The 14314-nt window shown below is 50.0% G+C and carries 11 protein-coding genes, 1 tRNA gene and 2 pseudogenes; 7 read left to right on the top strand and 7 right to left on the bottom strand.

Features of this window, described 5'->3' with window-relative positions; genetic code table 11:
• Positions 1–919 (top strand): CHAT domain-containing protein (locus tag LEPTO7104_RS34295; protein WP_040695516.1); only part of this gene is annotated, 919 nt, incomplete at its 5' end.
• Positions 920–945: 26 nt separating this feature from the next.
• Here LEPTO7104_RS34295 and LEPTO7104_RS43675 read toward each other — a convergent pair.
• Complete coding sequence (locus LEPTO7104_RS43675) at positions 946–1401, bottom strand: helix-turn-helix domain-containing protein (protein ID WP_017299815.1); 456 nt, start codon at positions 1399–1401, stop codon at positions 946–948.
• A gap of 144 nt (positions 1402–1545) precedes the next feature.
• On the opposite strand from LEPTO7104_RS43675, the gene LEPTO7104_RS0117180 reads away from it, so the two are divergent.
• The 3 genes and pseudogenes from LEPTO7104_RS0117180 to LEPTO7104_RS43680 form a co-directional block, all read left to right on the top strand.
• A protein-coding gene (locus LEPTO7104_RS0117180; RefSeq protein WP_225887004.1) for an IS3 family transposase occupies positions 1546–2987 on the top strand; the annotation gives its coding sequence in 2 pieces (ribosomal slippage) (positions 1546–1924 and positions 1924–2987; 1443 coding nt in all).
• 79 nt (positions 2988–3066) lie between these two features.
• Positions 3067–3981: a tyrosine-type recombinase/integrase gene (locus LEPTO7104_RS0117185; RefSeq protein WP_026072801.1), complete on the top strand. Its 915-nt coding sequence runs from the start codon at positions 3067–3069 to the stop codon at positions 3979–3981.
• Between the two features lie 101 nt (positions 3982–4082).
• Positions 4083–4235: pseudogene (locus LEPTO7104_RS43680) on the top strand (dihydrofolate reductase family protein); the annotation flags it as partial.
• A 524-nt stretch (positions 4236–4759) separates the two neighbouring features.
• Here the strand turns inward: LEPTO7104_RS43680 and LEPTO7104_RS38435 are convergent.
• From LEPTO7104_RS38435 to LEPTO7104_RS0117225, 4 genes and pseudogenes are all read right to left on the bottom strand, one after another.
• Positions 4760–5359 carry a hypothetical protein gene (locus LEPTO7104_RS38435; protein WP_071527274.1) on the bottom strand — a complete coding sequence of 200 codons (600 nt, stop codon included), beginning with the start codon at positions 5357–5359 and terminating at the stop codon, positions 4760–4762.
• Between the two features lie 21 nt (positions 5360–5380).
• Positions 5381–9691 (bottom strand): RHS repeat domain-containing protein, encoded by a 4311-nt coding sequence (locus LEPTO7104_RS38440; RefSeq protein ID WP_083887087.1) that lies wholly within the window; start codon positions 9689–9691, stop codon positions 5381–5383.
• Positions 9692–10122: 431 nt separating this feature from the next.
• Positions 10123–10218 (bottom strand): annotated as a pseudogene (locus LEPTO7104_RS40215) (IS5/IS1182 family transposase); the annotation flags it as partial.
• Positions 10219–10473: 255 nt separating this feature from the next.
• Positions 10474–10854: a DUF6876 family protein gene (locus LEPTO7104_RS0117225; RefSeq protein WP_225887005.1), complete on the bottom strand. Its 381-nt coding sequence runs from the start codon at positions 10852–10854 to the stop codon at positions 10474–10476.
• 224 nt (positions 10855–11078) lie between these two features.
• Between LEPTO7104_RS0117225 and LEPTO7104_RS0117230 the strand changes: the two genes are divergently transcribed.
• The 3 genes from LEPTO7104_RS0117230 (at position 11079) to LEPTO7104_RS40220 (ending at position 12771) form a co-directional block, all read left to right on the top strand.
• Positions 11079–11672 (top strand): hypothetical protein, encoded by a 594-nt coding sequence (locus LEPTO7104_RS0117230; RefSeq protein WP_017299827.1) that lies wholly within the window; start codon positions 11079–11081, stop codon positions 11670–11672.
• Between the two features lie 410 nt (positions 11673–12082).
• A complete protein-coding gene (locus LEPTO7104_RS0117235; RefSeq protein ID WP_155523675.1) occupies positions 12083–12265 on the top strand; it encodes a hypothetical protein in 183 nt (60 codons plus the stop codon).
• Positions 12266–12402: 137 nt separating this feature from the next.
• Positions 12403–12771, top strand: a complete 369-nt coding sequence (locus LEPTO7104_RS40220) for a hypothetical protein (protein WP_155523676.1) — start codon at positions 12403–12405, stop codon at positions 12769–12771.
• Between the two features lie 98 nt (positions 12772–12869).
• On the opposite strand, the gene LEPTO7104_RS0117245 is transcribed toward LEPTO7104_RS40220, so the two are convergent.
• A complete protein-coding gene (locus LEPTO7104_RS0117245) occupies positions 12870–14024 on the bottom strand; it encodes a site-specific integrase (protein ID WP_017299830.1) in 1155 nt (384 codons plus the stop codon).
• Positions 14025–14202: 178 nt separating this feature from the next.
• Positions 14203–14275 (bottom strand) — tRNA-Thr (locus LEPTO7104_RS0117250).
• Positions 14276–14314 lie beyond the last annotated feature (39 nt).

The raw sequence follows: 14314 nt of genomic DNA on the forward strand, positions 1-14314 counted from the left end.
CCAGGCACTCGATGCGCTGGTGATGGCCCCGGTGCGAGCGGCACTGGGCAGTACTACAACGGTGTTTCTCTCCCCTGACGGTGCCCTCAGCCTGATTCCCTTTGAAGCCCTGGTGGATGAATCTAACCAGTACCTGGTTGAGACCTACCAGTTCCGCTACCTCACCTCGGGACGTGACCTGATGCGGATAGCCAATACGGCGGCCAGCGACAACCTGGCGGTGCTGATGGGCAACCCCACCTATGGAGTTGCCGGAGCCCTAGTGGCCCAGGCCGATACCGATGACGACCCCACCCGCGCCATTGATTTTGAGAACCGTATTTTTCCGGCGCTACCGGGCACTCAGGTAGAGGTAGAGCTGATTGCACCCCTACTCCCCAGCCCCTTAGTTTATACCCAAACCAATGCCACCGAAGCGGCCATCAAGCAGCAGGCTGAGCCCAGCATCTTGCACATCGCCACCCATGGCTTCTTTGAACCTACCGAGGACGCTGCTAATCCGCTGCTGCAATCGGGGCTAATTTTGGCCGGGGCTGCTGATGGTCAGAGTGGGCCTGACCAAGACGGCATTCTCACCGCCCTGGAGGTGACGGGGTTGAACCTGCGAGGGACTCAACTGGTGGTGCTCTCAGCCTGCCAGACCGGGCTGGGAGCACTCTCGACGGGGGAGGGGCTGTACGGCTTGCGGCGGGCTTTGGTGCTGGCCGGTGCTCAGAGCCAGGTGATCAGCCTGTGGAAGGTGAGCGATGACGCGACCCAAAAGCTGATGGTGGCGTACTACCAGATATTACTCTCGGACACCCCCCGTGATGTCGCGTTGAGGGAAACCCAGTTGGCGTTTTTACATAGTGAAGACTACAGTCATCCCTACTACTGGGCGGCCTTCATTGGCTCCGGCGACTGGCGGCCTTTGGAGTAAAAGGCGCTCGACAGTGCAACCCATGATTAGTGTCCACAATATCCTTTCCCACACTCCGGACAAAACTTTGCCCGGAGCAGCACCAGCTCACCACAAGCACAAGTACTCACCAGCCCCTCCCCGCACCGCAGACAGAACTTCGCATCAGCAAACCCCCATCGACTATCGGGTGAAGTGCCTGGCACCCAGCACCGGAGACAGATCTTGTTTGACTGTGACATTTCGATCGCAGTCCCCGAACCAGCAGCCCGGAGATACTCAACCGGCACCTGAAGCGCCGTGGCGATCCGAGCCAGCACCAAGCCTTTCAGCTTCTGTCCCTTTACCTGACCGCTCTCCAGTCGAAGGATCGTAGTGAGATGCACCTGGGCGCGGCGGGCAAGCTCAGTCTTGTTCATGCGCCTGGCCTCCCGCACTCGCGCCATATACTCACCGAGTGGTTCCCCCTGGGGGCTGATATCGAGAGGCGATGATGCTGCCATGGCGGTGGGAGAGTTAGAACGCCAGGCGCGGAGTAATTCCGCTTTCTACTCCGCTCTACATACCCACTGTGACAACAATAGATGAGACAGCTTAGCCAGTCCCAATTAGAGTAGAAGGAACGGTTATCCCGCATGTCAGACTCTATGCAATCGCAGCTCTTGAATCCTGAAAACAATGGGAAAGCCGCCCGTCTAGATCCCGAAGTTCTAGAAAAACCTGTCCGCCGTCAATTCACCGCCGCTTATAAGCTCGAGATGGTACAAGCTGCAGATCGGTGCACTGAGCTGGGTCAAATCGGGGCCTTACTGCGACGAGAAGGGCTGTACTCATCGCAGTTGAGTACCTGGCGCAACCAGCGACAACAGGGGCAACTGCAAGCGCTGGCCGATAATAAGCGGGGCTGCAAAGCCACAATTCCGCATCCGGTTCAACAAGAGCTGGCGCAATTGCGCCGAGAGAATCAACAGCTGCGCCACAAAATGCAGCAGGCCGAACTGATCATCGATATCCAAAAAAAAGCTTCGCAGTTAATGGGGATCTCTCTGAGTCCTATCCATTGCGACGAGCCCGACTGAACCGTGCTGCTGAGACCCTGGCGCTCGACGTGGGCGTTGCCCCGGCTTGCCTGGCGTTAGGCGTCAGTCGAGCCACCCTGTATCGTCAGCGTAGCCCGTCCACGCCGTCTGCCCCTAAGGTTCGACCTAAACCGCAGCGCTCCCTGTCTGTGGCAGAACAGCAGCAGGTGTTAGCCTGGCTCAATTCAGAACGATTTATGGATTGTTCGGTGGCTGAGGTCTACGCCACGCTCTTGGATGAAGGCATCTACCTCTGTTCGATACGGACCATGTATCGACTGTTGGCCGCTGATGGCGAGACCCAAGACCGGCGTCAGCAACGCCAGCATCCCACGTATACCAAGCCAGAACTGTTGGCCACCGCGCCCAATCAACTCTGGTCTTGGGACATCACAAAGCTCCGTAGCCACCAAAAATGGACGTACTTTCAGCTCTATGTGATTCTCGATGTCTTCAGTCGCTATGTCGTCGGCTGGATGGTGGCGCATCGCGAATCGGGCGCGTTGGCCGAGCGCTTGATTCGACTCACCTGTCAGAAGCAGGCCATTGAGCCGGGGCAGTTGACGCTCCATGCTGACCGGGGTACGTCAATGACCTCGAAGACGGTCGCGTTCCTGCTCTCTGATCTGGGCGTGACCAAGAGCCATAGCCGTCCCCAGGTGTCCAATGACAATCCGTTTTCGGAGGCGCAATTCAAAACCTTGAAATATCAGCCCACGTTTCCCACACAGTTTGGCTGTATCGAAGATGCCAGGGCCTTTTGCCAACACTTCTTTGCCTGGTATAACCAAGTCCATCATCATGGGGGCATTGGTCTATTGACCCCTGAGGTGATGCATTCAGGCCAAGCTGACGTCGTCACTCAGCAACGACAAGCCGTTTTAAACACGGCTTATCTCGCCCATCCTGAGCGCTTTGTCCATCATCCGCCCACTCCACCCGTGGTGCCCAATGCCGTTTGGATCAATCCACCGATAGCAGCTCCTAACAGCCAGGCGGTTCCACACTAATTTGTTTTTAGTTTCTGTCTCATTTTTGTTGACACATTCCGCATACGGCATAGTGATGCCGCTAGCAATAGGGATGTATATGGCCACACTTCACACCTTGGCGCGGGTCGCCAGTGAGCTGCTCGACAGCCCCGATCTCTCCCCAAGGACTAAAAAGCTCTACGAAGGAATCCTTACTGGGTTTGTCGCCCAGTGCGGCAGCACCTGGGTGGAGCAGGCGAGCCGCCAGCAGGTTGAGGCGTACTTGAGGGGCCTCAACCACCTAAGCTTTCGCACCCACCAACTGCACCAGACCGTTATTCACCGGCTGTTTCGCTTTGCCATGGAGAGACAATACACGGACAGAAACCCGGTAGCACTTATCAAGCGCCGCAAGCCGGATCCGGCTAAGGACGAGCACAAAAGCGACGAGGCTGTGAAATACCTAACCCAGGAGCAGCTCCGCACCCTGATGCGTGCTGCAAGCACCAATCCTCGACTCAATGCGCTCCTGTGGCTTCTTTATGAAAGTGGTGCTCGAATTGCGGAAATTCTGGCGTTAAAGCTCAAAGACATAGACCTGGTGGAGCGCCAATTTCAGGTCATCGGCAAGGGCAACAAAAAACGGCTGTGCTTCTTTGGGGAACTGGCAGCCGGTGCGCTCAAAGACTATATCGAGCAGCACCGCCAGAGCCCCTACCCTGCGCTATTCACCGAACGACTTACGCGATCATGCCAGGTGCGTCCCCTTTCCTACGCCATGGCGTACCGAGACTTAAGAGAGGCGATCGACCAGTACAAGTCACTCACAGGCACCCGATTCCACGACCTACGCCACACCTTTGCCACCGAGCGAGCCCAGATTGTCCCACTGGAAGTCTTACGGGCACTGCTCGGCCACGAGAAGATTCAGACGACGCTCCTGTACCAAAAAATCACTTCGCGGGTGGCCAGAGAAAGCGCCCAGGAGGCGCTCGACCACCTAGCGAAATCATGGAGCGGTAACGCCGCCTAATGTTGCGTTGTTAGGGCCGCCTGCAGGACGTTCAAGACTATGGCCAATAGTCTACAAAGTAGAAAGTAGGTAAGTCCGGTGTCTGCCATTAACAGTTACCGTTGACCTTTAGCACCAACGTCACCTTTGGCGGTTGCGTCGACCACCAAGAGGGAATCGCCGACGACGAGACACATGCTTTCTTGACCTGCCTTATGGACGAGAGATGGGGAATACTGTGCGGCCACGTCACCTACGAGATGATGGAGAGCTACTAGACGGCGGTCGCCCCCTGGCCTTATCTGCTGCACCTCCAAAAGCGCAGAAGCACCGTTCATCAAAGAACTCAACACCTACAAAGTAAACTCCCAAACCAAAAAGAGGCATCACTACGGCTGGATAGAAGAATTCATTTATGCGTTTCTAGCCATTGCGACTGGAAACGCTTGTATATGGAATTAGGGGCCTATGCTCAGCAGCGATATACGGTCGGAGAAGAAGAAAGGATATATCTTGCTGGATAAGCGAAGACTGGGCAAGGGTAGATTATGAGTAACGATAGTCTTGTGTATTCCAGTCCCTAAAATCATTTTATATCTAGGATCCTATAAGGGCATTACTACTTCGATAGAGAGCTTTAAGTTCGTCACTATTGAAATAATTTTCAAGATGTATCATGATTACCATTCCTCTATCCTACAGTGCTGCTTCACGGCCAAATTCTGTATGAGACCTATGCCACTTTATGATCAACAAAATATTGAGTGAATTTAATTACGATATTCTTTGGCTTGAACACTTAGAAGGCTATAAAACGTACTAAGAGCAAGCAGTAATGAAAATCTTGAAGAACTTTCCATGCTACTTCATACTCACCTGAGTCAACTTTGCAGCATAACCTATTTCCAATGAAAGCATTCTTTTTAATTCCATAAGGTTCGGTCAAATCATCGCTTCCATTTGAGGCGGCGTGAATAAGGTTCAATCGCTTATTTTCTGTATTAAATCTTCCAAGTGAGAACCACCCTTCACTTTGATCAACTTCGGCGTTTAGAAATTCTTGTGATGGCGCTAGGTCTAAGCTGTAAACACCAAGAAAGAGTATTTTTCTGTTATACAGTAAAGGTACCCATCTACTGGAGGGGACATCCTCATCTGCTCCAATTACAAGTCCCCAAGAGCTATCAATATCTAATGGTGAGACTGTATCTTCCGTTTGACAAGCCACGTCGTAATCAGTTTGTGAATATCGGCCCGTAGCCGCTATCAATTCACTCCTTGCTTGTGCACTAGATCGAGCATCGCCTCCCTTCCAAAGTCTTAGTGCTTCATCAGGCAGAATCAATAATGGCCCACCGTCATTGACAAACCGCATGTATTGATAAAGCCAAAAGTCCATAACAAGTCTTCCTTTGAAGTTTCAAATAACTTCGCAGATTTTAGGATTCTGTGCACAACGAGCTTGCTGCATTATCTGCTCAACTTCATCAAATATGTTATCTGATGAAAGAATACATCCTAATATGCCGAACAATCCAGATCCACGCTTTATGATCTGGCGAACATACCCTCCTTGAATACGGCTACAGTTCAAACATTGAGGGTACAATCTTTGAGGTCCATGTCTGGCTGGATCGTAAACTTGACTGGGAGGCTGATGATCGGGAATGAAGCTCCCTTGCTTGGTTCCTGGAGTTTTAGACCCGCAAGTATGACAACCTGATTTTCGTCCAATTTCATTAATTTGGCGTCGCTGTTCAGTCGTAAAATCCCTTGAAGTATCAGGGGCTGGAATAGAATCCTGTGCAAAAGTGCCTGGCTTGAGATATTTGTTTGGATCCCTTGGTTCATCTCCGAGATCATCAAAGAAACTAATTGGATTAGCATCTACATAAGAATATAAGTTCTTACTTCCTTCATATCCCAGTGGATCACGGCTTAACCACCGTTTTACCTCTGTCTCATACCATCGCTGCCCGCAAAGCATAATCTGTTGGTCAGTGTAACAGCCAAACTGTCCAACAAATTTAAAGGGGTTGCCTATGCTTTCTGTTTCCTTTGTAATTTTCCCGTACGCCTCATACTGATAAGCTGCAACAACTTTTCCTCGTCGGTCAGTCACCATCGCAGATTCTGCGCGTGGTCCACTCCCTACCCAGTAGCTCTGCTTCTCAGGCAAGTGTCTTAAAGAAACAAGCCCATTGGCACCCCAGGTGTAAATACGTTGAGGCACTCCTTCCTTGGTTACTTCACCAAGCAGAAGATCACCGAAAAATACAAAGAAGCGTTTCTGATTTCCCTCCTCCCGCGAAATCCGTAAGCCGTCCTCGTTATAGCCATACCGGATAACCTGGTTCTCAATGGTTCGCTGTATCAGCTTGCTTTTGGAATCCCAAACAAACTGTTCGTCTTGCAGTTGGGTCAGGTTGCCATCAGCATCATAGGCAACTGTTGCACCAGCCAGGTTAGAGATTTTGTTAGCAGCGTCGTAGACGGCAAAGGGTTGCCCATCAAGTGTTGTCAGGTTTCCAGCGAGATCATACCCGTAGCTACGGGTTCCTGCTGGTCCCTCTTCACGCGTCACTCGGTAAAGTTCATCGTATTGATAGCGAATCGAGGAAGAACCCGGTGATTGCACCTCAGTGATTTTTCCGGTTTTGTCTCGCTGCATTGAGAATGAGAGGGGCTGAGCTGCTTCACCTCCAGGAAGTTGATGAATAATGGAACTTAGCCAGCTACGTTGTGGATCATATGTATAAGTTGTGACCGTCTTGTTCTGGTTTTTCTGCTCGCTCAATCTTTTTTTACTGTCATACTTGAAGCGAGTAGATTCGTTAAAATTGTTAGTGACCCTGGTAAGCCTTCCTGCTCCGTCGTACTGATAGAGCCAGGAAGCCGCAATCGCATTTCCACTTTTCCAGATGAGTTCCTGGAGTAAGCCATCTGGGAAGTATTTTGCCTCCAGTACCTGGGGAATTGTCAAACCAGATGTTGTGTAATCGTAGGTAAGAGAGGTAATACGACGGGACGCGTCATAGCCGTAGCGTGTAGTGCCAGTTAGATCTGTAACTGACTCAACTAACCCGTCAGCCGCATATCTGAACGTTGTGGTCCCTTCAGGACGATTGATAGTTTTCACTTGCCCCAAAGCATCATACGTATACGCCGTCACCTGCCCTCGGCTATTGGTGACAGAACGAATACGTCCTGCCTTATCGTAGGCATAGGTTTCTTCAGAGCCGTCTGGGTAAATCATTCGAGCAAGTTCACGGGCTGAACCAAAGCCATAGCGTGTCTCGTTACCTCTCGCATCGATAAATTTGGTTACATCGTCATCGCTATCTCGAAGGAACGAGAGTGACCATCCCAGCGGTCCTGAGATCCGTTTCAATCCTCCACATGCCTTACAGAACTCATAGGCATAGCGAGTCCCCAGCTCATCAATAGTTTGATCAAGGTCTTGCCCCTGATAAAGCCGTTGATAGGAACTTCCATCTCCAAAAGTACGCGCTATTTCTCGGTGAAGTGCATCAATTTTGGAGGATACGGTTGGGCTTTCAGTGGTATCTCTCCAGATGAGGAGGTCGCCAAGCTTTGAATAACTGTCAAACAACGTGGCCTTACCACTGCCATCGGTTACTCGTCGTGGTAACCCAAGGAATGTTCCTCGTTCGTTATAGTCAATCCGTGTTACTCCTTGAGCTGAACCGTTTGGTGGACGAACTTCTGTTACTTGCCCAAACTTGTTATAGGTAAATTGCCACGACGCACCAGAGCCATCGGTGATCTTGGTAGGGTTATGAGGAAAAGCGGCATTTTCGTAGGCGTATTGAAAAAGGATCCCACGATTGTCTTCAATCCGAAGCGGATTAACTCCTTGGTATGTAAACCGTTGGAATGCGCCTCCTTGCGATACTTCAGTAATTAGCCCGAGGTCGTTGTAGGTAAAGATGGTTGTTGTGGCACCATCTGAAATACGGGTTGGATTATGTTTATTGTCGTACTCAAGGGTGAAGACTGATGGTTCTCCTGCTCCTGCGAAAGAAGGAGTGATGATTCGTCCTACATCTCCCTTTGCTGTGAAGTCAAAGAAAGTAGTTCCTCCTTTCGCGTTCGTTTGAATAGTTCGACGGGCATAGCCGTCAGAAGCAGTTTGGTTGTACCTAAGCCCCGTTGTCTTCGTTCGAGTTGTAATGTTTGCTAAGGGAACGTCGATATCAAGGTTATTAGACCGACCTATGTCATAGGAGAATGACAAGGTTGAATCGGGGTTTTCATCCTCAACGATCGCGGTTAATAAGCCGCGAGCATCATAGGAAAATCCAATCACGCTTGCCCGACTCCCATCACTATTTCTCGCATCAATTTTGGCAAGAAGGCCTTGAGGAGTGTATGAGAGTCTAGTAATAGCACCTCCACCATTCTCATTCACCTCGACGATCTTGTTACCCTGCCAGCTAAATTGAACTTGCCTCTTGGTGTTGGTATCGGCAACATTGCTCAGCTGATTGTTGGTGTAGTTTAGAACCTGTTCATTACCTGCGGGATCTACAATTTTCTGAAGGTTTCCAGACTTACCAAACCTATAGGTGAAATTTCCTGCACGTTCTACATTGTCAGGAGCTCCAGCATTACGTAGTTCATATTTCTCACCAACTTTGATCAGTTGTCCATAAGCGTCTGTGGGTGGTGCAAGGGAGCCGCCCGGATCACCATAGTCGAGCCGAGAGCCGTCTCCATCTATTAAGAGAAGATGCTGTGTGCGATCGCGCCATGTCTCATTACGTAGATGTATATCGTAGGAGAATGTCGCATTCCCCATAGGACGATCGCTTTCAACTACCTGCGTGTTGAGATGAATATCGTTTCGCAGTGGATACCCACGAGTCGCTATTGGGTCAGGCCAGTTGTACTTGTAGTTGCCTGTTCGCCGATCAGGAGCTTCTAGGCAATCCTCGGCACCTGGCTCTGGCTCTCGGCTTTGGAATGAAACTTGAACAACAACTTTTGATTCAGTAAGCACAGAACCACGAACATCGGAACCATAGCAGAATGGGTAGTAAAAGTCAGAGCCAGATCCCGCAAAATAGTTAGCTACTTTGCAATAGTGAGCACCAGGATACTCAGGAAATGTTATGGAACATTTCCCTTGAATTTCTCCTTCATATACACGTTTATAACTCCAACTTGATTCCCCATATTCTTGCTGGTTTCGCCCATCTTTCTGAAAATAGCTAGAATTGTTGGTTCCCGTACCAAATACCCTTCCTGAAACATCAACCGTGTGACGTGCTTGATGTTCTTGTGTAACAGAATACTTGCCGATTCCATCGAGTAAAAACACGTCTACAGCGTCATTAACACCAACTTTCCAGAACCAATCCCCACCGGTGCAAACAAAATAATCGAGGAAAGAACCACCTTCATCAAGTACCTTTGCTTTTTGCGAAAGTTCGTAGGAATTTTCAGACACCTGCACTATGGAGGAGGCTTGTCGAAACGGTTCTTCAAAGAGATTGCTCTCTCCATCTCCTGGAGCAAGAAGGCGATCATAGGAGCGTGTAGCTTCTTTAGGAGAAGGTCTTAAATCGAAGCTACCTTGGACTCGGTAAAGAACTTTTGGCGGAGCTACCTCTATGGCTATTGCTGGCTTAGAAAAAGCAACCATCGGCAATAGCGTAGCAAGGGAAAGCACAATGAGTGCGAGAAATGCTGTAAGGAAACGCTTCATGATGAGAGGCTAGCGCAGGTTTATCATATCAATGATTATCAGTCGAATACGACTGCACCCCCTTAGTGGTGTAGAAAACTCCTGAAATCCTTATGGATAAAGGATTTTCGCCGAGACAGCAGATTTGGGATTTCTCAAGAGATCGAACGAAGGCAATGGGTTTCAGAGGCCATTTTGGCCGCATGTGCCGTCCATCATGAGACTCAAAAAAGTTTTCTGCACCACTAAGCTGTACCCCAGACACTTCCCACCTCATACGAATCATATCAGTTGAAAATGAATTTGCATCAACTAGAGAAATCCCCTTAGGGCAAATTGGCATTAATAGGATGGGTTTTCTGGGTTTAGTTAAGTCTGCTTGAAATGAAGCTGTTATAAAATTCAATTAGGCTGAGAGCTGATTTCTGAAGCAGATCTTAAGCTGCTTTGCGTCATAGCATGAGACGAATGAGTGCCCCATAAATCATGGCTTCGCTGGTCTCGGTGTAAACCTCATAGTCCTTATTCAACCGTCGATAGCGGTTCAACTTACAGCAGCTGGTCTAGGTACCCTAGGTTTTTCTGAACCCAGTTAAGCGCTTCACTCATAAGCACAGGGCACCAGGGGATATATAATCCCTCGTACGTTTGAGCACCGCTCGCCTGGCCTTCCATTGCTTGGCTTGCTCTGTAACTGCTCAAAAAGCCAACATGAACATAGTACAAATCATGCAGGGGTCACGTCCGAAAACCTTCCGTCCATGCCCCTACACATCTCGATACACCCTGACAAAGCCTCGCAGCTAATATTCAGATGGTAGCAAGAGCACTCCTCCGTGACAGTAGATAGTAACTGATTGGAGCGGAAAATCTGTAAATGGGATCTCCTGAGTGACAGCTACATCATCTGAATCGCGCTCGCAGATGAGTAGTGCCGAGCGATCTAGATTTACCGCCAGCTTCCAGAACTGAATCTGCTGAAGCATGCGATCATCCCTGATTCGCGGATCGAACTGCCAAGATGCGATCGCATCCAGCAACCAGTAAGCACCTCCCCGCTCAGCCAGGTACAACACTCCATCTGTATACAAAAGCCCCAGTGGATGAGGGTACCACTGAGATGTTCCGGTGAACTGATAGAGATCGCTCTCAGTCAGTCGATACTCACTTTCGCCTTGGGTCACGGGAAAACTTCCTCCGTAGATATCAACGTCCACAGAGGGCATGGAGAACCTTTGGTTAAAACCGTTGGCACTTGCCCTGCATGGTTTCTGCCCCATGCATAAGCACCGTCTACCCATGGCTATCGGTTTCGGGAGAAAGCATACGAACCGACAAGACCTGGGTTCAAGAGATTTTTTATTGACGCATCAACTCATTGATCTACCTTTGAGGCCAAGAACGCTCTATGACCAGAACGAGCATAATGAGCAGTGGTATCGAACCCGGCATCTTGGCTGACCTACTTATGGTGGCGATCACATTCATTGCCACAGTGGCGAATATCCTATTGTGGTTTACGACTCGGGCCACTCTGAAAATCTTAGTGGAGCAGGTTCAGCATCAAGCTGCCAATAGCTACAGCGTGGCCCAAGGAGATATCGTCAGTGCCCATCGGGAGCTTTTCTTCGGCATCCTCAACAACCCACCGCTATTGGAGAGTTTCACCAGGGCCAACAGTCTCGATAGGAAGACATGGGAAATTGAGAAAATCTCAGAGTTTCTGATCAACCAAGTGCTGATCGGTTACATCAATTTCAAGAACAGAATTATCAGCGATACCCATTTTGAGGGATTTAAGCGCGATGCGCGATCGCTGTTTCGCTACCGGACCGTGTGCCAACACTGGGCGCGAGTTAGCGACGTTCATTCAGAAGACTTTCGCCAATTTGTAGAAGCAGAGTTACTTCCGCCAGCGAGCACCGCCCAAGAAAAAGTGGCCCCCCAGAGTAATGGGGAGCCACCCGACAATCAGGGCTTTTCAAACATTAACCACGAATAAACGCAATGAGCTCTGGGGTTAGTTCAACCACATCCTCATGGTCAGCGAGGGTGACACCGTCTCGGGCTACACCGCTTAGGCGACTACCTTGGACGAACATCCGGCCTTGCTCATCGCTGTAGAGCGCTGGGCACATGCCACTGTTGCACGGAACAAAAAGCGTTGAGAGCTGCTGGGAACCAGACATGGGAATTCCTCCTGGAAAAACGTGGGAATGACAAACGAACACAGGATCCCGAACTGGCCTATTTCTCCTCACCCATGGCCAGAGGTTAAGGCGTATCGCCTTGCGCGTCATGATAACATAGTGGCATCAATTGGATGCCAAGTGATTCTATCGGCATCAAACGCTTTCCTCTCATAGCCCAGGGATACCATGGGGGGTAGAGCCGTACTAGGGTTGATGCTTTGTGAGCCAGCGCGATCGCATCTCTGTTGATGTCAGCGATATTCGAGAACGAGTCGAGACCTGCCGGGATGATGTGGCTTGGACAGAGCTACCGCTTGCAGCAAAACTCCGCGTTCTCATTCGAGAACGGCTGGAGCAACTTGAAGAAGGGAATGAAACTAAAGATTCAAAGGCTCAAAGCTAAGTTCAGCGAGCCCTGTTCTCGGTGGTTGTGATCTACGAACTTAAAATCTTTACTGAAAGCTAAGAAGTCCTCAGGGTACCCTGTGAACAGGATCGAGCTTAGACCTATACCAGCGTGACCAGGGGAGAATAGGTAAAATGACTGATGATGAGTTTCACCGTGACCTAAAAGAGGTTATCTACGGCCCCAACGAGCCAACTGATTATGAAGATTTCCCTGAAGATGATGGCGCGGTTGCTGAGTATGAAGAAAGGAAAAGAAGATTGGAACGCGATGAGCGAGAGCATCTGCCAATAATGCTTGGTTCAGTCTCGTCAGACCTGCGAACAATAGCATCTTCGCTCGATAAAAATGGTGACGATGTCAATCGGAAAGAGATATTAGAAATATCAGAGAGATTAGATGAAATTGCCAGTGTTATGGGAGAAAGAATAAGAGGCGAGGAAGTTCCACCTCCTCCAGTCACGACTCAATCCAATCCAACCTATGGAGATATTCCTTTCTAACTTTTATCTACAGAGAAAGGTTATTGGATTATCAATATCTCTTTCTCTGGATGTTGTCATTGATTAAGCCCGAATCCTTCCAACTTTCACATATTAGGTCACAGCTCAGGCACCTGGATATGGTCAGTTGGTTTTGCGTAAACGCGATCAATCATCTCAGCTGAATTTCCTACCCACTTCGCGATCTGGATGCTGGGGATGTCAGCCTCCCGGCACAAACTACAGAAGGTGTGTCTTGTCTGGTACGGGTTTCGATATTCAATATCGGGCAGAGTAGCCAGGACAGCCGCCCACCCTCTTGTGGTGAAGTTACCCCAGTCGATGTACTTCCCTTTGGGGCTGGGGAACACCAGCTCCTTGGGCTTTGCCCCATCTGGCTTGATCCCCTCCAGCAGCGACTGAAGCTGGGCGTTAATGGGGAATTTTCGGGCCTTCTGGGTTTTAAGCCCTTCTTTTAAGACGAGGCCTCTGCCGTCGTAGATGAGCGCCTGCTCAAAGGTAATCATTGATTTCCCGATATGCTTCCAGTAGAGGGCGAGTGCTTCAGATGGACGGCACCCAGTGAGAAATAGGAACTGCATCAGGGGAGCGTAGTAACTGTAGTAACGGTTTGTCTCAAAGGCAGCAATGATGCGGTTGCGCTCATCACGGGTAAAAGGGTTTATCTCTTCTTCCTCAGTGCCCGCTTTTTTAAGTTTCACCTCAGCCTGCATTCCATCAAAAGGATCAGCCAGATTTAGGAGTCCAGCTTTTTTGGCCCATCGACAGCACGATGACAGGTGCATCATGAGACGCTTTGTGGAGTCGGCAGGCACGTGCCCATTCATCCAGTCAAAGATGAGCTGCGACTCCTCAGGATGTTTATGCGGGCACCGGTCGAGATGATTAGCGACCCAGCCGTACATACGGATGGTGGCTGGAGACTTCCCCTTCTCCCTCGCTGCTACATACTGCTGCCAGAGGGCTGAGAGTTTGGGTGTAAGAACGGGTGTAATGTCTGGTGAGTCGATGCTCAACGACGGCCCGGCCTTGTACTTCGCCAGAGATTCATCGAAGTGCCCGGAGAGCATATCCAGCTCCATCTCGCGAGCCTTCATTTCTGCGAGCTTTCGGTTTGTGGGGGTATCGGACAAGCCAATGGAGACATAGTGCCGCTTGGCACCAAAGCGGAATCGGAGCTGTAGCCGGTTGTGGGAACTAATGACCTTAACCGAACCCTTGGAAGCCTTACCAGTGGGGGTACTGGAGTACATGGGAGACACCTCGCCAGAACAGTGGTTGTCTTACACCCGATTTACACCCAATTTACACCCAAACTTGGCTAACCCTCCCCGATCTTTACATATTTTTAGTACATGGGTTCCCCCTCAGGCGGCTTGCCTGAAAAAGCAAACCCCCTGAAACCAAGCAGTTTCAGGGGGTTTGGGGATAAGCTGGTGACAAGACTCGAACTTGCGACCGGCTGATTACAAATCAGCTGCTCTACCAACTGAGCTACACCAGCAAAGGCATACTCAGTATAGCAATGTCGCTGCCCTGCTTT

This window comes from Nodosilinea nodulosa PCC 7104 (assembly GCF_000309385.1).
Lineage (GTDB): Bacteria > Cyanobacteriota > Cyanobacteriia > Phormidesmidales > Phormidesmidaceae > Nodosilinea > Nodosilinea nodulosa.

What these genes read in the sequence shown, in the direction of transcription:
- LEPTO7104_RS43675 (WP_017299815.1), bottom strand. Translation starts at nt 1,401, where the DNA reads ATGGCAGCATCATCGCCTCTCGATATCAGCCCCCAGGGGGAACCACTC.
- LEPTO7104_RS0117185 (WP_026072801.1), top strand. Translation starts at nt 3,067, where the DNA reads ATGGCCACACTTCACACCTTGGCGCGGGTCGCCAGTGAGCTGCTCGAC.
- LEPTO7104_RS38435 (WP_071527274.1), bottom strand. Translation starts at nt 5,359, where the DNA reads ATGGACTTTTGGCTTTATCAATACATGCGGTTTGTCAATGACGGTGGG.
- LEPTO7104_RS38440 (WP_083887087.1), bottom strand. Translation starts at nt 9,691, where the DNA reads ATGAAGCGTTTCCTTACAGCATTTCTCGCACTCATTGTGCTTTCCCTT.
- LEPTO7104_RS0117230 (WP_017299827.1), top strand. Translation starts at nt 11,079, where the DNA reads ATGACCAGAACGAGCATAATGAGCAGTGGTATCGAACCCGGCATCTTG.
- LEPTO7104_RS40220 (WP_155523676.1), top strand. Translation starts at nt 12,403, where the DNA reads ATGACTGATGATGAGTTTCACCGTGACCTAAAAGAGGTTATCTACGGC.
- LEPTO7104_RS0117245 (WP_017299830.1), bottom strand. Translation starts at nt 14,024, where the DNA reads ATGTACTCCAGTACCCCCACTGGTAAGGCTTCCAAGGGTTCGGTTAAG.